We start from the raw sequence: 20713 nt of genomic DNA, 5'->3' as shown, positions 1-20713 counted from the left end.
GTATCTAAAAAAGCAAGAGAATGTTTAACATATTCATGAAAAGGCCGGTGTTCGCCATCGTGATATCGCTCGTCATAATCTTTATGGGCGTACTGGCCATCTATTCTTTACCTACCTCACAATTCCCCTCCATTGCGCCGCCGAGGGTGATCGTGAGCGTAGCTTATCCCGGCGCCAGCGCGGATGTGCTGGTACAGTCTGTGCTCATCCCGATGGAGAAAGCCGTGAACGGCGTGCCCGGCATGAAGTACATGACCTCCGACGCTACCAGCGCCGGTGAAGCCAACATACAGGTAGTGTTTGAACTGGGGACCGATCCGAGCCAGGCGGTCGTAAACGTGAAGAACCGCATCGAGCAGGTGACCAGCAGGCTGCCGCCGCTGGTGCAGCGTGAAGGGATCGTGGTGAATATCCTTCAGCCGAACATGCTGATGTACGTGAACGTATACAGCAAGGACCCGAAGGCGGACGAGAACTTCCTCTACAACTATGCCAACATCAACATATTGCAGGAACTGCGAAGGGTAAAAGGTATCGGCAGCGCACAAATTCTCGGCAGCCGGCAATATGCGATGCGTATCTGGCTGAAGCCGGACAGGATGCGGGCGTACAACGTTTCCACCGAGGAGGTAATGGAAGCCCTCGGCAGCCAGAGCATCATCGGATCGCCGGGAAGGCTGGGCCGCAGCGACGGCAAGCGCTCGGAAGCCCTGGAATATGTACTGACCTATCCGGGAAGGTATAACAAGCCGGAGCAGTATAAAGATGTGATCATCCGCGCCAATGCTGACGGTGAGATCCTTTACCTGAAAGACATTGCGGATGTTGAATTTGGCAGTGAATTTTACGATATCTATTCCAATCTCAACAATCATCCATCGGCAGCGATCGTGCTGAAACAGACCTATGGCAGTAATGCGAGTGATGTGATCAAAAGGATCAAGGAGAAGCTGGAAGAGATCAAGGGCAGCTCCTTTCCGCCGGGGATGGATTACGAGATCAGCTATGACGTTTCCAACTTCCTGAACGCCTCCATTGAAAAAGTAGTGCATACGCTGGCGGAGGCTTTTGTGCTGGTAGCGATCGTAGTGTTCATATTCCTTGGCGACTGGCGGTCCACACTCATCCCTACGCTGGCGGTGCCCGTATCGCTGGTCGGCTCCTTTTTCTTCATGCAGTTATTCGGGCTCACCATCAACCTGATCACCCTGTTTGCGCTCGTGCTGGCGATCGGTATAGTCGTTGATAATGCGATCGTGGTGATAGAGGCCGTGCATGCGAAGATGGAGGAGGAAGGGCTTTCGCCGTACCAGGCCACCATGAAAGTGATACACGAGATCAGCGGCGCCATCGTAGCCATTACGTTCGTGATGGCGGCGGTGTTTATTCCGGTGGCGTTCATGTCCGGCCCCGTGGGCATCTTCTACCGGCAGTTCGCCATCACCATGGCCACTTCCATCGTACTTTCAGGCGTTGTGGCGTTAACGCTCACGCCGGTGCTTTGCGCCATGATCCTGAAGAACAATCATGGAAAACCCAAGAAGAAAACGATCATAGACCGGTTTCTCGATGGCTTTAACCGCGGCTTCGAAAAGCTGACAGGCAAATATGCAGCGCTGTTACAGCTGATCGTAAACAGACGGGTGGTGACCTTTGGCATACTGCTGGCTTTCGGCGCGGGCATCCTCGGCATCTCCCGGAACCTGCCGTCCGGCTTCATTCCCAATGAAGACCAGGGGATGATCTATGCGATCATACAAACGCCTCCGGGCTCCACGCTGGAAAGGACCAACGACCTCGCCCGGAAATTGCAGGAGATCGCTGAGCATGTGGAAGGCATTCAGTCCGTTTCCGCGCTGGCGGGTTACGAAGTGCTGACGGAAGGCCGCGGCTCCAACGCCGGCACCTGCCTCATCAACCTGAAAGACTGGTCCGAACGCAAACATTCAGTAACCGAGATCATCGAAGAGCTGGAAGAAAAATCAAGAGAGATACCCGGCGCCACGATCGAGTTCTTTGGCCCGCCCGCGGTGCCCGGCTATGGCGCGGCAGGCGGTTTTGCCCTGCGCCTGCTGGACAAAACCAACAGCGATGATTACCGGGACCTGGAAAAAGTGAACGATCAGTTCATGGCCGCGCTGCAGAAGCGCAAGGAGCTGACGGGATTGTTCACGTTCTTCAGCGCCAACTATCCGCAATACGAATTGCAGATCGATAACAAAGCGGCCATGCAGAAAGGCGTGTCCATCGGCAAGGCGATGGACAACCTCTCCATTTTGATAGGCAGTACTTATGAGCTTGGCTTCATCCGCTTCGGTACTTCGCTCAAAGTATACGTGCAGGCCGCTCCCGAGTACAGGGCGCTGCCGGACGACCTGATGAAACTTTACGTGAAGAATGACCGGGACGAAATGGTGCCGTATTCGGCTTTTATGACGATTAAAAAATCGCATGGTCTGAACGAGATCACGCGCTATAATATGTACACTTCCTCCGCGATCAGAGGCGAGCCCGCGCCTGGATACAGCAGCGGTGAAGCCACGAAGGTGATACAGGAAGTGGCGAAGGAAACGTTGCCCCGGGGGTATGATATCGACTGGGAAGGTCTTTCGAAGGATGAAACGGAACGGGGCAACGAAGCATTGTACATCTTCCTGGTGGTGCTGGCGTTTGTGTACCTGATCCTGGCCGCGCAGTATGAAAGCTTCTGGTTGCCGCTGGCTGTAGTGCTTTCGCTTCCGGCAGGTGTGTTCGGTGCATTCATGCTGGTGAAAGTAATGGGGCTGGCGAACGATATCTATGCGCAGGTGGGGCTGGTGATGCTCGTTGGTCTTCTTGGTAAGAACGCGGTGTTGATCGTGGAATTTGCCGTGCAGAAGCACCGTTCCGGCGTGCCCATACTGGAAGCCGCGGTAGAGGGCGCCAGGGTGCGTTTCCGGCCGATATTGATGACATCGCTCGCCTTTATCGCCGGCCTGATCCCGCTGGTATTTGCCACAGGTCCAGGTGCGCTGGGTAACCGCACCATCGGTGCGGCCTCCGCGGGCGGTATGCTCATCGGCACCATCGCCGGGGTGATCATGATCCCGGGCCTGTACTATGTGTTCGGCAAGCTTGCAGCGAGACGGAAGCTGATCAGGGACGAAGATGAAAATCCATTAACAGAAGAAATTGATCATAATGTTTAGACACAGCATATATAGATACATAGGTATTAGTTGCATCTGCCTTACTTATGCCGCCTGTAAAATTCCGGAGCTGACAGGCAGAACAGAGAACAGATCGGTCCCCGCGCATTACAGCGATTCGCAGGACACCGTTAACATCGCAAAAGTGAAATGGAAAGCGTATTTCAACGATCCATACCTGGTGGCGCTGATCGATACGGCTTTGCAGAATAACCAGGAACTGAATATCACTTTACAGGAGATAGAGATCACGCGGAACGAGATCAGGGCCAGGAAAGGGGAGTACCTGCCCTTTGTGGGCCTGAAGGCCGGCGCCGGCGTGGATAAAGTGGGAAGGTATACCAGTCGCGGCGCCAGTGAAGCTACGACCGACATCAAGCCCGGAAAAGAAATGCCCGAACCCTTGCCAGATTTCCTGCTGGCCGCTTACGCTACCTGGGAGCTGGACGTATGGCACAAGCTGCGGAACGCGAAGAAAGCAGCCGTCAGCAAGTATCTTTCCTCCATTGAAGGCAGGAATTTCCTGGTAACGAACCTGATCGCCGAGATCGCCAATTCTTACTATGAGCTGCTGGCGCTGGACAGGCAATTGAGCATTGTAAAGCAGACCATCGATATACAGAACGACGCGCTCGAAATCGTAAAACTGCAAAAGGAAGCCACCCGGGTAACGGAGCTGGCTGTACGTAAATTTGAAGCGGAAGTCTACAGCACCCGCAGCCTGCAGTACAGCATTCAGCAGCAGATCACCGAAACCGAGAACCGGATCAACTTCCTGACAGGCAGGTTTCCGTCTCCCGTTCAAAGGAACGATGAAGCTTTTAACCGCGCAATACCCGATGCCATTCATGCAGGCATTCCTTCGCAGTTGCTGGCTAATCGTCCCGATATCAAACAGGCCGAGCTGGACCTCGCCGCGGCAAAGCTGGATGTAAAGGTGGCGAAGAGCCGCTTTTATCCCTCCCTGGGTATTTCCGCGGCCATCGGGTACCAGGCGTTCAATCCTTCCTATCTCGTGAAGACGCCCGAATCGCTGCTGTATTCGCTGACAGGAGACCTTGTGGCACCGCTTGTCAACAGGAACGCGATCAAGGCCACTTATTACAATGCCAATGCAAAGCAGGTACAGGCTGTTTATAACTACGAACGCACTATCCTGAATGCCTACGTGGAGGTCGCCAATCAACTGGCGAAGATCAGTAACCTGAAAAAGAGTTACGATCTGAAATCGAAACAGGTGGAAGCGCTCACCCAGTCCATCGCCATTTCAAATGACCTTTTCAAATCAGCACGGGCCGATTATATGGAAGTGCTGATGACGCAGCGCGATGCACTGGAATCGAAATTTGAGCTGGTGGAAACGCAGAAGGAGCGGATGAATGCCGTGGTGAATATCTACCAGGCGTTAGGTGGGGGATGGAATTAGATCATTTTAAAAATTGCAAGTCATTAACGGCTGCCTTGGGGTGGCTGTTAATGACTTTTTACTTATCCTTATCTTCCGATGAACCTTTTTGTATATTTGTAGAACATAATAGCAAAGCAACTAGAGAATGAACGAATCGCTTATAAACGACCTGAGCAAGAACCTGGGGCGGGTGAAGGCCAATACCATGGCGGATGATGTGGAACTGAAGCTCCGGCAGTACCTGAAAAAAATGTCGCTCAAACCCGGTGACGCGCTCCCCAAGGAAACAGATCTCGCGGAGGCTCTCGGCGTCAGCAGGAACGTAGTGCGGGAAGCACTGAGCCGCCTGCGGATGCTCGGCATGATCGAAACCCGCAAACGCAAAGGAATGGTGCTGGCCAGTCCGGATATTTTACAGGCGTTCGAACGTGTGCTGGACCCGCTCATTATCGACGATACCACCCTGAGAGATATTTTTGAATTGAGGCTGGTACTGGAAATGGGGCTGGCGGACCTGCTGTATGTACGCATGACGGAAGCCGATATCGATGAGCTGGAACAGATTGCCAACAACGAGATCAACAAGGATAAGTCCTTCCTGGTAAAAAACGAGATCGCCTTTCACGGCAAGCTATATGAAATGACGGGCAACAGCACGCTCAAAAGATTCCAGATCATGCTGCTGCCGGTTTTTGCCTACGTTATTGCATTGGTGGACAAACCTGTTAGCGGCAAGATCGATCACCGGGGGCTGGTGTCCATCCTGCGGAACGGATCAAAGGAAGACTTCAAAAAAGGCATGTACGCACATCTCAAACCCCATTTTGACCGCCTGAAATAATCCTCTTTAAAACCTGAAGAACCCGTTCGCCCTGCCTGAGGCAATGCCAGCGCAGTTGATAAACAGCGCATGCTCCTGTCTTCCGGCAATTGATTCTTCCAGCGCAGTCAATGAACAACGCGCGCCCACATCCCCCGCCAATTAATTCTTCCCAAGAAAAATTAGGAAAACTTGAAAATAATCTATTCCTTTGTCTATATGTAGGACATATTGAACATTAAATAACTAACCAGCACAAACTTCAAGCTCCACAGTTATGATGAGTATAAGCATGTATTTCCTGCTTACAGGACTTCTTTTGCCAACACTCCCCGGCCCGGGAACAACGTCCCTGCCGCCTCTAATAGATCTCTCCGCCGATACCTCCCGCCAGGTGGTCGTTGCGCAGGGAACTCCTCAGCTATACAATGGCCAGCCCACCACAGCGCTTATGCCGGACGGAAAAACCATTCACTGCGTATGGACATACGGCCACGGCGGCAAATGCGGCCCGGCCAAAATAAGCGGCGACGGCGGACGTACATGGGCCAACCAACCCATACCGTCCAACTGGATCACCGCGGTGAATTGTCCCGCCATTTACCTGCTGCCAGCTCCCGATGGACAACTCAACCTGATCACATTCGCCGGCAGCGGCCCCGATAAGAACATGCAGCAAGCCATCTTTTCCGGAACATCCTGGAGCCCGATGCGCAGCAATGGCGTAGGGCCGGTGGGCATGCCGTTCTGCACCATCATACCTGTAGACGGCGGTAAGAAATTGCTGGGCATGACCAACAGGAGAAGACCCGGCGAAAAGGTGGAAAAGAAATCATGCATCCTCGCGCAAAGCATTTCAGCAGACGGCGGGCTCACCTGGGGGCCGCTACGCACCGTTCTGGATACCGCCGGCCTGAAACCCTGCGAGCCGGAAATCATCCGGTCGCCCAAAGGCGACCAGCTCCTTTGCCTGATACGCGAAAACGAAAAGAAGATATCACTGTACATGACAAGCGCGGACGAAGGCCAAACATGGTCATCCGCCCAACCTCTGCCGGAAGCATTATGGGGGGATCGCCACAAAGCAAAATATGATAAAGACGGAAGACTGGTGATCGTTTTCAGGGATACCGGTCCGCATAGCCCTACCAAAAACAGCTACGTGGCGTGGGTAGGAAAATATGAAGACATCCTCCAGGGCAATCCCGGCCAGTACCGCCTGAAACTATTACACAGCTACAAAACCTGGGATTGCGGATACAGCGGCCTCGAACTGCTGCCGGACAGAACATTTGTAGCCACCACGTACATAAAATACAGACCAGGAGAAAATAAAAATTCAATCGTCTGCACCCGCTTCTCACTAACGGAAACGGATCAACTGATGGCTGACAGACCACAACAGTAAAACTTTCTACGATATGAAAAAGAGATTTTTTTCCACGTTACTGATGCTCTGCATGGCATACATGCTCCCGGCGGAGGCCCAGGAGAAAAAAAGGGTAGTAACGGGCACCATCACGGCTTTACAAAACGGCGAAAAACTGCCGGGAGCAAGCGTACTCGAAAAGGGAACGGGTAACGCCACCAAAACGGACACTCTCGGAAAATACAGGATCAGCGTAACAGACCCGAATGGCACGCTCGTGATCTCCTATGTAGGTTTTAAAACACAGGAAGTAAAGATCAACGGGCAATCTTCGATCGACATAGTGATGGAAGCCGAATCTTCCGCCATGCAGGAAGTAGTGGTAGTGGGATATGGTACGCAACAGCGGAAAGATATCACCGGCTCCATTTCGTCCATCTCCTCAGCGGCTATTAAAAACCAGCCTGCCGTGAGTGTGGACCAGCTGATACAGGGCCGTGCGGCGGGTGTGGACGTTTCGCAGTCCTCCGGCGCTCCGGGCGGCCGGCTGAACATCCGGATCAGGGGCGCCAGTTCCCTCAACGCCGGCAATGAACCGCTTTTTGTAATTGACGACGTGCCGGTTTACAATAACAGCAAAGATCCTTCCGGCACTTCTTATGGCACCTTTACGCCTACCAACGCCCTGGCTTCACTGAACCCAAACGACATTGAATCCATCCAGGTGCTGAAAGACGCTTCCGCCACCGCTATCTACGGATCGAGAGGATCGAACGGCGTGATCATCATCACCACCAAACGCGGTTCCGGCAACAAGATGTCCGTAGACTACAACGGCTACTACGGTGTGCAGACCATCGCCAACAAGCTGGACCTGATGAACGGACAACAGCATGCGGAATACCTGAACGACTGGGCCGCATCGCGCAATCTGCCGGCGCCTTTCCCTGATCCGGCCGCCATCGGAAAGGGAACGGACTGGCAGGATGAACTGTTCCGCCCCGCCGCCATCCAGAATCACCAGGTTTCCCTATCCAGCGGAAAAGGCAACCTGAAATATTTCATCTCCGGAAACTATTTCAACCAGGACGGGATCGTGATCAATTCAAATATGAAAAGATATTCCTTCCGCGTGAACGGTGATGCCAAACTCAGTGAAAAGGTCAAGTTCACGCAGTCGTTATCCTTCAGCAGAACGGTCAACAAATCAGTCCCCACCAGCGGCGCCGGCAGCGGCAACGTGAGGTCCGTCGGCGAGAAAATATACGCTACTTCTCCCACCGTTCCCGTGTTTAACGAAGACGGCAGCTATGTGGATTACTGGTACAATGCGGCAAAAGCCGAAAGTCCCGTTGCTTCCTTGCTGACGATCAAAAACAAGCTGGCGGGAGATAACCTTTTGGGAAATATGGCGCTGGAATACAAGCCGATAGAAAACCTCACCTTCCGCTCACTGATCGGCATCAACCTGATGAGCCGCAACAACCAGGAATATTATCCCCGCGCTACCACCTACATTGGCGGGTTGCTCGGCGGCCTGGGCATGATCGGTGAAAGAAAGGTGACGAATATACTCAATGAAAATACGGTCAGGTATACAAAGACTTTCCGTGAAAAACACAACCTGGAACTGCTCGGCGGTTTTACGTGGCAGAAGGAGCAGGACTTCAGCACCACCACCGAGCCTTCCGGCTTTGCGGACGACCGGCTGGGCGTAAACTCCATCGGCAGCGCCACCGGCTCCACCATTATCGGTTCTTCGTTGAATGAATGGGCGATGGCCTCTTTTATCGGCAGGATCAATTATCAGTACGATAATAAATATCTGCTGACGGCCTCGTTCCGCGCGGATGGTTCTTCAAAATTCGGCGCCGCCAACAAGTGGGGATATTTCCCTTCCATGGCGCTGGGATACCGTTTGTCCGAAGAACCTTTTATGGAAGATGTGAAGTTTGTTTCCGATCTGAAGATAAGGGGCAGTTACGGGCTCACCGGCAACCAGGAGATCGGCAGTTATCAATCGCTCGCTACGGTCACCACCTCCAATTTTTACGTTTTCGATAACAAGCTGTATCCCGCCGCGCGACATACACGGCTAGCCAACGGTGAACTGAAATGGGAGAAGACCGCGCAATGGGACATCGGGATAGACCTCGCACTGTTTGACAGCCGGCTGCGCCTGACCGCGGACTATTACAAAAAAGACACCCGCGACCTTCTCTTCACCGTAGACCTCCCGGCATACTCCGGGTACAGCAGCGCTTTGTACAACACCGGCGGATTGCAGAACAAAGGCTTCGAAGTAAACCTCGGCGGGGACATCTTCACCGGCGGTTTCACCTGGACGGCCGACGTGAATTTCGCCCGCAACAAACCGCAGGTCACCTCCCTTGGCCGCGCCACCTCCACTACCTTGTTCGTCGGTTATCCTCCGGGCAACTACCTCGGTTATGTATACGACGGCGTATTCCACAACCAGGCGGAAATCGACGCACAGTCCGCGCAGACGAATGTTAAGCCGGGTGATGCAAAATACAGGGATGTAAATAAAGATGGATTGTTGAATGCCGATGACCGGATCGTGATGGGTAATTCATTGCCGGAATTTATTTACGGCTTCAACAGCGTATTCGGATACAAGAATTTTTCCCTGACGGTATTCCTGCAAGGCGCCGCGGGAGCGGACCGCGTGGAGAACACGGGGCTCACCGATCCATCAGACAGCGGGAACAAATCCGTGAACCTCCTCAACAGGTGGTCCCCCTCCAATCCCAACAGCAACATCCCCCGCGCGGGCTACAGCAACATCCTCACATCCACCTACCAGCTGATGAACGCTTCCTATCTGAAAATACGCAACGTGCAGCTCAGCTATACTTTTTCATCCTCACTGGTGCCCGGTTTCGGCGGATCAAGCGTATACCTCTCCGGGCAGAACCTGTGGACAAAAACAGATTACGTAGGGTACGATCCCGATGGCGGAGGCGACTATCCCACCGCCACTACGCTCATGTTCGGTATCAACCTGAAGTTTTAACAAAAAAATGGATCGGATCATGAAACATATATTCCTTTTTGTGCTGGCCGGCGTAATGTTCACTTCCTGCAAGAAGTTCCTTGCGGAGGAACCCAACAGCTTCCTGGCGCCGGAGAATTACTATAAGACCGCGGAAGATGCATTCATTGCGCTGACAGGCGCTTACGACGCACTCGGCAGCGGCAGCGAAACCTTCATTGCCAGAAGATTGCAGTACCTCACCTGGTATGCATCTGACGAAGCGCTGGCGCCCACGCTCGCCGCGCAGAAACCGCTGGATGAATTCAGTTATGTGGCGGACAACGGCGATGTGTCCCGCGTATGGAACAATATGTACGCCGCCATCAATGCGTCCAACATCGTCATCAACCGCGTAGCCGGCATCCAGATGAACGATTCGCTGAAAACGCAATACCTTGCGGAAGCGCACTTTTTACGCGCGCTGTGTTATTTTTATGGCGTCAGGCTGTGGGGCGATCTGCCGCTGGTGATCATTGAAGTGAAAGCGCTCAGCGAAGTGGACATCGCAAGATCGCCTGTCGGTGATATATACGGCCAGATCATCACGGACCTGGAATATGCCGGGCAGCATCTCGCGCCCACCAATCAGAACGGCAGGGCCAGGAAAGGCGCCGCCAAGGCGTTACTGGCGAAAGTATATTTAACAAGAGCTTCCTCCGTGGCGGCGCAGGCCGGCGACTATCAGCAATGCGCGGACCTTTGTACCGAAGTGATCGCCATGCCGCAGCATGAACTGCTGGCGGACTACGAAAAAGCAATTGGCGCGGAAGATGAATTCAACCGGGAATCGCTGTTCGAATGGCAGGGCGACCGTACGCTGATCTCCTCTGGCGAGCATAGCATCTTCGGCGCGTTCTCGCTACCGAGAGGAATGTTTGTGATTCCGGGACAGACTGCCTCCGACGGCGGGTCTATCGCTTGCGAAATTCCTTATTTCAATAAATATCCCGATGACGATTACCGGAAAGAATGTACCTTCTACACTTCGGGGCCTGACAAGGACGGCAACACCGTCACCTGGCAGCAGCTGTCGGTGCCGTATCCCAGTCCCGCTAAAAAGTACATCGACAAAACCGCCACTACCCGCGATGCCGGCGCATTCTCCGGCAACTTTGTAGTGTTGCGGCTGGCGGACGTATACCTGATGAAAGCAGAAGCGCTGAATGAAATTTCCGGTCCCACCACGGAAGCGTATGACATGATCAATGCGATCAGGGAAAGAGCGAGGAACAGGGACGGCGTGAATCCTTCCGCTACACCGGCGGACCTGGAGGGCCTGACGAAAGAAACTTTCCGCGACGCGGTGCTGGAAGAAAGAGTGCTGGAACTTGGATTTGAAGGCCATCGCTGGTTCGATCTCGTGAGAACAAAACGGCTCGTGCAAACCATCAAGGCCATACATCCTGAATATCCTGTTGAGGACAAGCACCTGCTTTTCCCGGTACCGGCCAATGAAATCCTGCTCAATCCCAAGATCAAACAGAACCCGGAATGGAAATAAAAAAGATCGTCACAACACTGCTGCTGGCAACCTGCGCTTTGCTGGCGGAGGCGCAGAATAGTCGGCATAGGACCGTTCTGTGGAAAGCAAACGAGAACGGCATTCACGCGCATTTTGTGTACGGCCTCACGGTTACCGCGAAAGGGACCATACTGGCCTTTGCCGAAGCGCGGATAACGGAAAGCAAAGACGACGGCGCGCATCACATCGTACTGAAACGAAGTACGGACCGCGGCAATACATTTTCGGAATCGAGAATATTGCTGGAAAGCAAAAACGGGCAGTCATGGACAAACCCCACGATCGTGCAGGACAAAAAGACGAAAGAGCTGTTCCTTTTTTACGCGCTGAACCATCAGAATGTCAGTACACAGGTGTTTTACATCAGCAGTAAAGATGATGGCCTTTCCTGGTCGGAAGCCACGGAAATCACTTCATTGTTCGCCGGTAATCAGCACGAATGGACGTTTCACCTGCCCGGTCCGGGGCATGGCATTCAGCTGAAAAATAAACGTTTACTCGTTCCCGTTTGGCACCGGAAGTCCATTTCGTTTGCTGCCAAAGAGCGGAAGTACGGCGTCAATTGCATTTACAGTGACGATCATGGCAAAACATGGCAGGTGGGGGGAGATACGCCTGCAGGGGAGCTTAATGAATCGCAGATCGTGGAGCAGCGCAATGGCGATGTGATGTTGATCGGACGCACGTATACCGGCCACGAAGGTGCTTACCAGGCAAAAGTGGTCAGCCGGGATAAAGGTCTCAGCTGGTCTTCCGGCATGGAATACGTCAAAGGGCTTACCGGCGCTGTCTGCGATATCGGCCTGGTACGCTACGCCATGAAACCGAACGTCATACTGGTATCCCAACCCGCTGATCTTAAAAAGCGGCGCGACCTCACCATCCGGCTCAGCCGGGACGAAGGCAGTACCTGGCCCGTGAAAAAATTATTGCAGGAAGGCGGCTCCACCTATTCTGACCTGGCCGTGCTGCCGGACAAAAATATTATTTGCCTCTATGGTCACGGTGGAAGCAAACACATGCCCGACACGGTTTCGCTGGCGCGCTTCCCTTTGAAATGGCTGTTGGAAAAATAAAGAATGATGATGAAAGGAATATGGTTACTATGCATTGGTCTTTTTTTCGTTGTGCCCTTACAGGCGCAATGGCTGTTGTGGAATGAAACAAAGGAGCTGCCTGTAAAAGAGGGTTTATCACATGTCATCGCGGGTACCAGCAACGGCGCGCTGATCGTTGCCGGCGGCAGCAATTTTTCCGGGCCGATACAGGAAGGCGGGCAAAAAAATATTCATGACAGGATCTATATAACGACCGACGCCAATACGATGCAATGGAGGGAGGCAGGCCGCTTGCCGCTTCCTTTGGCGAATGCGGCGGTGGTGGATCTTGACGGGGGGCTGCTGGTGATGGGTGGTCTGAGTGATGAGGGAATATCTGACCGGGTGTTTTTACTCCGCTTTGATCCCCTCTCCGGCAAGGTGACGATCGACAGCACATTTCCGAAATTGCCTGTTCCGCTGTCTTCTTCAGCCGCTGCAAGATTGGGCAATCATGTTTATATCGCGGGCGGGCAGGACGCTGGTAATCAACCGCAGCAAGCCTTCTGGCGGCTGGACCTTGTTGCCCGGCAATGGCAAACGTTGCCTGCGTGGCCCGGAACTGCAAGGTTTGGCGCTGCAATGGTGGCGCAGAGTAACGGGGAATACGATTGCCTTTACCTGTTCGGTGGAAAAGGGAAAGATGGATATCTGAAAGATGCTTATGAGTTTGATGGAAGACGCAATAAATGGAAAACGCTGGAACCTTTGCCGAGACCAGCATTGTTCAGCGCCGCCACAGTACTGGGCCAGACGCATGTTGTTTTGTTCAGCGGATCGGACGGGCATGATGCCGGCAAAGCCATCGAACTGAAAGATAACTATCACATGCCCGCAAATGTGCTGGCTTACCACACCATCACCAACACCTGGATACAACTGAACGACATGCCTTCCGGCGTAGCCGGCGCCACCGCGGTACGCTGGCACAACAAGCTGCTGCTGGCAGGCGGAGAGCTGCGCCCCGGCGTACGCACCAGCCGGATACAGGTAGCAACACTGCAGGCAGCGGGGGAGAAAAGCCGGTTCGGCTGGATCGACTACGGCACGCTGATACTTTACCTCGCGGGGCTCGCGCTGATCAGTTATTATTTTTCAAGAAAGAAAAAGGCGGCGGACGATTACCTGCTTGGAAGCAAGAACATTCCGTACTGGGCGGCGGGCATCAGCATCATGGCCACGCAGGTGAGCGCCATCGGGTTCATGAGCATACCCGCCAAGGCGTATGCGGTGAACTGGGCCTATTTCGCGGGCGTATTTACCTGGTTCATCGCCGTGCCGATCGTCACCCGCGCGTACATCCCCTTTATCCGGAAGATCAATGTAGCCAGCGCTTACCATTATCTCGAAGAGCGTTTCAGCGCCGGTGCAAGGCTTTTCGCCGCTTCCGTATTCGTATTCTATCAACTGGCCCGCATGGGGCTGGTGCTCTACCTTCCGTCATTAGCGCTGGCGGCTGTAACGCCGCTGGATACCATTACCTGCATCCTGATCATGGGCGTGCTGAGCACGGTGTATACCGTTGTCGGCGGCATAGAAGCCGTCATCTGGATCGAAGTAGCGCAGGCCATCCTGCTGTTCGGAGGAGCCGTGATCTGCATCATCCTGGCCATCGCCGGGCTGAATGGCGGAGTGGCGGATTTCTTTACGCAGGGGATCGCCGATCAGAAATTCAGCCTGGGGCAGTCGGACTGGAGCTTTACCTCTTCTTCGCTGATGGTGATCCTGATCGGGAATATCTTCATCCGCCTCGGCAACCTCACCAGCGATCAGGCCGTGGTACAGCGGTATATGACCACCAGCAGCCTGAAGCAGGCGCAGCGGAGCGTGTGGGCGGACGTAGCGGTGTCTGTGCCCTGGGCGTTCGTGATCTACGGTTTGGGTACAGCGCTGTATATTTTTTACAAACAGCATCCTGAACAGCTCAATCCGGCGATCGCCGCGGACGGCATCCTCCCGATGTTCATTGCGCAGGAAGCGCCTGTAGGGCTGAGCGGACTGATCATCGCCGCAATCTTCGCGGCTTCCATGTCCACGCTCGAAGGCTCTATTCACAGCGTAGCCACCATTTTTACAACGGATTTTTACGGCCGGTATAAAAAGAACATCACGCAGCGGCAAACTGCCCGCGTTGCCAGGATCGCCACGGTGATATTGGGCGTATTTGCAACCGGCCTTTCCCTGGCGCTGGTTTTTATGGATGTCAATTCCATCCTGGACGTATTCCAGGAGATCACCGGCCTGTTCATCGGCGCTTCCGCCGCATTGTTCCTGCTCGGCATTTTCACCCGCAGGGCTAACGCCACCGGGGCATTGATCGGCGCTGTCAGCAGCGGCATCATCCTGTATGCCGTGAAAACCCTGACCCCGCTCAGCTTCTGGCTGTACAGCGCCATCGGATTTTTAAGCTGCTATATCATCGGTTACCTCGCGAGCTGCCTGCTGCCCGGCAAGAAGGAATTGCAGGGCCTGACCTGGTATACTATCAACGATAAATTAAAAGAAAAATAAAACATGAAACACGTGATCGCGCTGGATGCTGGTCTGAACAAATATCAGCCGCTGAAAAAAATAATATGTTACGATGATTTCGACAAAGGATTCAACGGCTGGATGGACCTCCATCCCAATTACGTTGGCAAGGATTTCAACACGCTGCGGCACAGCCATGTGGACAAAACGCAGTGGGGGCCGCTGACATTGAGCAGCGCCAGCTTCCGGCTCACCGGCACGCACGGCTCGATGGACGGTACCTATTCATTGAAGCTGTCCACCCGCCAGACAGCGAATCCCTACACCGAAGCCCCCGCGCCGGGAAGCCTCGCCCATGGCATCAAACGCCTCACCACCCATCTTCCCAAAGGGCTGCGGCAATATGAAATGTGGTATGCCTACACGCCCGAACAGGACCGGCAGGGACTGAGCGAACAGGCCATGCGCGCCTTCGGCATCTTCTTCGATATCCAGGACGACGAGCACCGCTACTTCATCGGCGCCCGCTACGTGAATGCCGTGAACGGAGAAATGGTGCGCCGCTGGCAGATATTCAGGGCGAAAGAAGGAATAACGGACGTGGAATGGGCCTACGGCGTGGAGAACGACTGGTGCAAAATGGGCATCGACGCCATGTGGTACGGCAAACGTTACCCGGACGGCTCTACAGACGGCTTCGAATGGGTGCCCGATGGCTACCAGGACCTCTGCTATAATGAAAGCGACGACAAGATCAACTGGAGCTACCTGCGCCTGCTGATAGACACGGAAAAAAGAGAGTACGTGGAGCTGCAGTCCGGCGACAGGGTATTTGACCTGCGGGGAATAAAGCCCACGCTCACCGCGCCATACGCCAGGGTAAAAGGGCTGTTTAACCCCAGCATGTGGGTGGAGAACGATACGGACAGAAGGGTATTCTTTTACGCGGACTCGGTAGTGATCTCCGCCGAATAATTATTTATCAGAAAAAACGATATGAGACACTTTCATGCTTCTGCCGTAGAGCGCAGAAAATATTTTACAGGAACGATCAGTTCCCACCCCATGGAGGCAGGCTGGGCGGGCGAAGCCATTTTCTTTCTGATCATTGAAGAATTAAAGGGGAATGATGCCCGTCTGAACGCATGGGTAGAAATTTCACCGGACGGCATCAACTGGATCAGGGAGGGATCGGTGTTTCCGCTGATAGACAAGCCCGGCCACTATTTCTGCAAAGCCGTCCATTTTGGCAACTGGCTGCGGGTGAATGGCGAGATACTGGGAGAGGATGCGGCGGTAAAAGCCTCTGTTCACTTACATCTGAAATCATAACGAACGAATGCAACGTGCCGGAACAAAGGCATGGGCATGTCCGTGCCAAACAGCACCATCATGAAACGAATCAATAGACAGATTTACCTGCTTACCCTGCTGATACCATTATGCGGTTTTTGCGTAGCGGGAACGCCAGGTGATACTGCTACAGAGCAACGGAACAAAGGAAAATGGACCGCACTGTTCGACGGCACGTCCACGGACCACTGGCGCGGATATAAAAAAGATCATCTCCCCGCGGAATGGAAGATCGAAGACGGAACGTTCACGCTTACCAAAAAAGGCGGTGGGTATATCGTAACGAAAGAACAGTTTGAAAGTTTCGATCTGCGGCTGGACTGGAAGATATCCGAAGCTGGCAACAGCGGCCTTTTGTTCCATGTGTCCGAAGACCCTCAATTTAAATATGTTTACCAGACCGGTCCCGAAGTGCAGATACTCGACGATGAGCGTCATCCCGACGCTAAGAAGGGAAAGGAAGGCACCCACAAGGCCGGCGCGAACTACGACCTGATGCCCCCGATGGCCGCGTCCGTAAAACCCGCCGGTGAATGGAACCACGTGCGCCTGAAAGTAAAGAAGGGTCATGTGCAGTGCTGGCTGAACGGGAAGAAAGTGCAGGATTACCGGCTGGGCAGTCCTGAATGGCAGCAGCTGGTAGCAAAAAGCAAGTTCGCCGCGATGCCGCAGTATGGAAAGTTCGCATCGGGGCATATTGCTTTGCAGGACCACGGGGACAGGGTGTGGTTCAGGAATATCAGGATACGGCGGTTGCCCTGACAGACCGGCCGATCCGGTCGCAAAATATTGAACGGCTTTTGCAGCGTAGTATCTGCAAAGATGGCCTATGATCTCTCCCGGCAGATGTCCATTTGCGGGAGTACAGCCTTGCCGGCTTCCAGAGCGGCAAGGCTTTTTAAGGTACTTGTACGGAAATACCTTAAATTTGTAGGGTGAATAAGGCAATAAACATATCGTCAATTTTTCCAAAGCATTTGTTTTGGGATGTTAGACTGGAGCAATTGGATGCTGACAGGGATCAGCGTCTGATTATCCCGCGTGCCTTGTATATGACTGATGAAAAGTCCTTTAACGATGATATCGCAAAATTGGAAACAATTTACAGCAGCGATGAAATCGTAAGAAATCTCAAATCCACAAAGGAGAGGATCAGTAATCGTGTCTGCGAGATGGTAGCCCATCGTTATCACATACCTGTCTTTCACAGATATTCCCCTAGGTAAGAATGTCAGTAAATCACTATGACAAGGCAGTTCCGGTTGAACTCCTGGAGGTAATTGCCGAAATTCAGGCTTTACCGTCTTTTGCTTACTTTGCCCTGGCAGGAGGCACCAATCTGGCTTTACGGTACAATCACAGAAGATCTATAGATATAGACCTTTTTTCAAATTTAATCACCGGAATCTCCGGGCTGGAAGCCATGAAACGGGATTTGGAAGCCTGGTTTGGCAAAGCGCGTCAAAGATATTGCTCTCCTGAAGTTGATGAGCGCCAGCAATCGAAAGGCTAAGAAAGACATATACGATCTGGATCTATTGAGTAACGAAATAAGCCTGGAGGACCTCCTGGCGTTATTGCAGATTAAATTAGAGAATTATAGTGCTGATAAATACAAATGCCTGTTCGATTTAGATGGCAGGCAGAATCCGGCTGAAGATCTAAACCTGCTTTTAGAATTTGATGATAACAGATATTCGGAAATTCCTAATCGGCCAAATCACTCCAACGACAATATCGATATAATGCCCCATAGTAAAAGTTGGACATCCGCCCGGATCAACTGGAAAATGAAAGTAAAGGAATTGATGCACAAAAGAGGCATTGTTCCCCCTCCCACCAAGCCAATAAATTAATTTACGATGAAACAGGCCATCCTGGCCTTCATGCGGTTATCGCTGATGTATAGCTAAACCAGCACGATTCAAGTGCAACCGGTTATGCCACCTCCATATGGGATCGGTATCGGAACACAGAAGGATCACTAAGGGCAACGTGGACTTGATGCGGAGATGATCTGCCTTTGATCTGAAGTTGAAAAATCCGGGGGATGAGGGCAGGAGGGAATGTTGAGGCAAGAGAAGGTCTTCTGCAGGGATGCCTGCGGAAACGGGATGGAAATATGAAGAAGGGAGGGTATGACGTTCAATGGATGCTTGTTTACCAAAATCAGCTTTCAGGGGGGATGAGCTATTCCCTTTGAATGAGTTGTGGCGTGGGGTTTAGCAATGACTGCAGCCGTTGCTGTAACGCTTCCTGCTGCGGGTGTTCCGGCTTGTGAAATATCTCCGCTGTTTTGGGCTCCTTCACCGCAATAATGTCCGCAGCCAGGTATTTCCTGTTGCCGGAAGCATCTGCTCCGTACATCCCTCTTACCTGCAGGGCCACGATCAATGTTCCCTTACCCGGTATGTCCACATCCAGCGCCGCGCCCGCGAACGCTTCCCGGGGATCGAGTTTGATCACGGCGGTTTCCGTACTTACTACCCGGCGTTCCGCGAAATTGATGCGGATAGCGATCACTTTTACCTCCAGGGCAGTGATGCCCTTGAGCTGTGGCAGCGTTTGCGCGGGAATGTGCAGGATGCCGTCCTGTGACAGTGTTGGCGCTGCATGGAAGAACCGGTCCACTCCCGTATGCTGGTTAAAGCGGAAGCCTGCCAGTGGGGCGTTGTTGTTCCTGCCGGCCTTGATCAGCAGCTTGTTGAGCCGGTTGATATGCGTACCGTCGCAGCGGACATCCAGGTCATTTGCAAATGCGCTGCGGATGAGGCGCCCTTTCCTGCTGGCGAAGCCGAAGTGCAGGGCGGCGCGTTTGGTGGCGGTGGTCTGCCGGACGGTGGCCGGCATGCTGCGGAAGTAATGTTTGCCGTCCCGGTAATAGCCGATCATATTAGCGGCTTTCCCGGTGAAGGTGAAAAGTGAAGTTTGCCTTGCCATAAAACCTGATTTTGGTTACTGTGTAAAAGTGTTTTGGCTGATCATATAAAGATAACATTATTATAACCAGGTTTAGATATTTCATCAACTGATTAATATTCAGTGTGTTATCAAATTGACGCGCCGCCCTCCCGCTACAATCTTTTCATTTTTCGCTACAAATGTGACAGCCCCAACATGCCCTCCCGCGGTATTTTACACCCGGTTATTATTTGAATTCCACATCTCAATTCAGTTATGAAAAATTTTACCACCGCGGGGCTTCTCGCCCTTACCGCTTTATTTTTCGCCTGCGGCAAAGGCGATCCCGACAGTAAAAGCCCTCCACCCGGGAACACCGGCGGCGGCATCCTGGTATCCGATTCCATCCCCGCCATCGGTGTTAATTATAATGAAAGCCTCCACGAGATCAGCTTCGGGGAACTGAGCAGGAGCAAGACCAAATGGGTGAGAGGCTTCCTGGACGTATTTCATCATTATGATAACAATAACCTGGCTACCAGCCCCCGCATCCTCCAATACCAGCAATTGCAGGCGCAGGGCTATAAGACCATCCTCAATCTCAAATTCAATTTCAAAACAAGGCCCTACCCGGCCGTGAACAGCACGCAGTGGAACGCCTATATCACCTATATCGACAGGATACTGGACGCTGTTATTAATTATACAGACGTTATCGTAGTCGGCAATGAGCCGTTCATTGAGTCGGAAGCCGGTGCTTACGACGAGCCGCTGAATGCATTTTACAAGGCCGCGTCCATCCGGGTGAACGATTACATGCGAGGGCGGAATATCAGCAAGCCGATCTTCCTCGGCGCGATAGACAACCTGTACCAGGCCAACCGCCAGAACGAAGCGGGCATCAGCAAATTCCTCGCCTACTGCAAGGCCACGCCCTGGATTGCGGGCATCGACCTGCACATTCACCATTCCGGTAACGGGGAGATCACCACCGCCCTCAATTATGTAGATAATAAAATAAGAACAGACCAGAAGATCATCATCACCGAATATTCCCTGATGAAATGGTGGCGCGCCAATCTCACCCAGCCCCTTTCCGCCGCATTTTTCAATGCCGCCAACGCCAGCGCTTCCGACCAGATCTTTCCGCCGCCGGCCGGCATTACGCAAAACTGGCAGTATATCGACTATGCGCTGAAGAACCCGCGGCCGGTACAGGAATGGAATGCATTCCACCAGCACACCACCTGGCTGGAGAACAGGAAAGACTATCTCTGCAATTCATTCAAATTGTTCAAGGCTAACCCGAAATTCTGGATCGCCACCTATGCCATGCGGCAAAGCTATCCGCTGGATAAAGATTTTACAGCCACTACAGACCCCTGGGTGCTCAATTCCCTGTTCGCAGGCAGAGCGGTGGAACTCCTTCCCAACGGCGAAGCCCAGGGCCGCTACGCCTATTTCGACCAATTTTCTAACATTAACGCAGGCACCTTAACCTGCAATTAACGCTTTCAAACCACTG

Annotated in this window: 15 protein-coding genes; 14 read left to right on the top strand and 1 reads right to left on the bottom strand. The window is 52.9% G+C overall.

Annotation, left to right across the window (positions count from 1 at the left end):
• Positions 1-20: 20 nt before the first annotated feature.
• The 13 genes from CCY01nite_RS02620 to CCY01nite_RS02560 all read left to right on the top strand — a co-directional run bounded on the left by CCY01nite_RS02620 (position 21) and on the right by CCY01nite_RS02560 (position 17800).
• Positions 21-3188, top strand: a complete 3168-nt coding sequence (locus CCY01nite_RS02620; protein ID WP_146857742.1) for an efflux RND transporter permease subunit — start codon at positions 21-23, stop codon at positions 3186-3188.
• Positions 3181-4614: a TolC family protein gene (locus CCY01nite_RS02615; RefSeq protein WP_146857741.1), complete on the top strand. Its 1434-nt coding sequence runs from the start codon at positions 3181-3183 to the stop codon at positions 4612-4614. The genes CCY01nite_RS02620 and CCY01nite_RS02615 overlap by 8 nt, the downstream gene beginning before the upstream one ends.
• 127 nt (positions 4615-4741) lie before the next feature.
• Positions 4742-5437: a FadR/GntR family transcriptional regulator gene (locus CCY01nite_RS02610; RefSeq protein ID WP_146857740.1), complete on the top strand. Its 696-nt coding sequence runs from the start codon at positions 4742-4744 to the stop codon at positions 5435-5437.
• A gap of 256 nt (positions 5438-5693) precedes the next feature.
• Entirely contained in the window at positions 5694-6824 is a 1131-nt protein-coding gene (locus tag CCY01nite_RS02605; RefSeq protein ID WP_186830866.1) for a sialidase family protein, read from the top strand.
• A 13-nt stretch (positions 6825-6837) separates the two neighbouring features.
• Positions 6838-9822, top strand: coding sequence for a SusC/RagA family TonB-linked outer membrane protein (locus CCY01nite_RS02600; RefSeq protein WP_146857739.1), 2985 nt, complete (start codon positions 6838-6840; stop codon positions 9820-9822).
• 19 nt (positions 9823-9841) lie between these two features.
• Positions 9842-11344 (top strand): RagB/SusD family nutrient uptake outer membrane protein, encoded by a 1503-nt coding sequence (locus tag CCY01nite_RS02595; protein ID WP_186830865.1) that lies wholly within the window; start codon positions 9842-9844, stop codon positions 11342-11344.
• On the top strand, positions 11335-12441 hold the full coding sequence (locus CCY01nite_RS02590) for a sialidase family protein (RefSeq protein ID WP_146857737.1): 1107 nt from the start codon (positions 11335-11337) through the stop codon (positions 12439-12441). The genes CCY01nite_RS02595 and CCY01nite_RS02590 overlap by 10 nt, the downstream gene beginning before the upstream one ends.
• Positions 12442-12447: 6 nt before the next feature.
• Complete coding sequence (locus CCY01nite_RS02585) at positions 12448-14973, top strand: sodium:solute symporter family transporter (protein WP_186830864.1); 2526 nt, start codon at positions 12448-12450, stop codon at positions 14971-14973.
• Positions 14974-14976: 3 nt separating this feature from the next.
• Complete coding sequence (locus tag CCY01nite_RS02580; RefSeq protein WP_146857735.1) at positions 14977-15909, top strand: DUF6772 family protein; 933 nt, start codon at positions 14977-14979, stop codon at positions 15907-15909.
• Positions 15910-15930: 21 nt separating this feature from the next.
• Entirely contained in the window at positions 15931-16266 is a 336-nt protein-coding gene (locus tag CCY01nite_RS02575; protein ID WP_146857734.1) for a hypothetical protein, read from the top strand.
• Between the two features lie 60 nt (positions 16267-16326).
• Positions 16327-17049: a 3-keto-disaccharide hydrolase gene (locus CCY01nite_RS02570; RefSeq protein ID WP_186830863.1), complete on the top strand. Its 723-nt coding sequence runs from the start codon at positions 16327-16329 to the stop codon at positions 17047-17049.
• Positions 17050-17222: 173 nt separating this feature from the next.
• On the top strand, positions 17223-17513 hold the full coding sequence (locus CCY01nite_RS27070; protein WP_146857732.1) for a DUF6922 domain-containing protein: 291 nt from the start codon (positions 17223-17225) through the stop codon (positions 17511-17513).
• Between the two features lie 2 nt (positions 17514-17515).
• A complete protein-coding gene (locus CCY01nite_RS02560) occupies positions 17516-17800 on the top strand; it encodes a nucleotidyl transferase AbiEii/AbiGii toxin family protein (protein WP_146857731.1) in 285 nt (94 codons plus the stop codon).
• Positions 17801-18477: 677 nt separating this feature from the next.
• Here the strand turns inward: CCY01nite_RS02560 and CCY01nite_RS02555 are convergent.
• Positions 18478-19227, bottom strand: a complete 750-nt coding sequence (locus CCY01nite_RS02555) for a hypothetical protein (RefSeq protein WP_146857730.1) — start codon at positions 19225-19227, stop codon at positions 18478-18480.
• Positions 19228-19464: 237 nt separating this feature from the next.
• Between CCY01nite_RS02555 and CCY01nite_RS02550 the strand changes: the two genes are divergently transcribed.
• Positions 19465-20697 carry a hypothetical protein gene (locus tag CCY01nite_RS02550; protein WP_146857729.1) on the top strand — a complete coding sequence of 411 codons (1233 nt, stop codon included), beginning with the start codon at positions 19465-19467 and terminating at the stop codon, positions 20695-20697.
• Positions 20698-20713 lie beyond the last annotated feature (16 nt).

The sequence above is a fragment of the Chitinophaga cymbidii genome (assembly GCF_007992715.1).
Classification (GTDB): Bacteria; Bacteroidota; Bacteroidia; order Chitinophagales; family Chitinophagaceae; genus Chitinophaga; species Chitinophaga cymbidii.
Note: the sequence above shows the minus strand (reverse complement) of the source record. Positions and strands in the feature narration are given on the sequence as shown.

Coding starts and splice junctions, on each gene's coding strand:
- CCY01nite_RS02620 (WP_146857742.1), top strand. CDS start 21: ATGTTTAACATATTCATGAAAAGGCCGGTGTTCGCCATCGTGATATCG.
- CCY01nite_RS02615 (WP_146857741.1), top strand. CDS start 3,181: ATGTTTAGACACAGCATATATAGATACATAGGTATTAGTTGCATCTGC.
- CCY01nite_RS02610 (WP_146857740.1), top strand. CDS start 4,742: ATGAACGAATCGCTTATAAACGACCTGAGCAAGAACCTGGGGCGGGTG.
- CCY01nite_RS02605 (WP_186830866.1), top strand. CDS start 5,694: ATGATGAGTATAAGCATGTATTTCCTGCTTACAGGACTTCTTTTGCCA.
- CCY01nite_RS02600 (WP_146857739.1), top strand. CDS start 6,838: ATGAAAAAGAGATTTTTTTCCACGTTACTGATGCTCTGCATGGCATAC.
- CCY01nite_RS02595 (WP_186830865.1), top strand. CDS start 9,842: ATGAAACATATATTCCTTTTTGTGCTGGCCGGCGTAATGTTCACTTCC.
- CCY01nite_RS02590 (WP_146857737.1), top strand. CDS start 11,335: ATGGAAATAAAAAAGATCGTCACAACACTGCTGCTGGCAACCTGCGCT.
- CCY01nite_RS02585 (WP_186830864.1), top strand. CDS start 12,448: ATGATGAAAGGAATATGGTTACTATGCATTGGTCTTTTTTTCGTTGTG.
- CCY01nite_RS02580 (WP_146857735.1), top strand. CDS start 14,977: ATGAAACACGTGATCGCGCTGGATGCTGGTCTGAACAAATATCAGCCG.
- CCY01nite_RS02575 (WP_146857734.1), top strand. CDS start 15,931: ATGAGACACTTTCATGCTTCTGCCGTAGAGCGCAGAAAATATTTTACA.
- CCY01nite_RS02570 (WP_186830863.1), top strand. CDS start 16,327: ATGAAACGAATCAATAGACAGATTTACCTGCTTACCCTGCTGATACCA.
- CCY01nite_RS02560 (WP_146857731.1), top strand. CDS start 17,516: ATGTCAGTAAATCACTATGACAAGGCAGTTCCGGTTGAACTCCTGGAG.
- CCY01nite_RS02555 (WP_146857730.1), bottom strand. CDS start 19,227: ATGGCAAGGCAAACTTCACTTTTCACCTTCACCGGGAAAGCCGCTAAT.
- CCY01nite_RS02550 (WP_146857729.1), top strand. CDS start 19,465: ATGAAAAATTTTACCACCGCGGGGCTTCTCGCCCTTACCGCTTTATTT.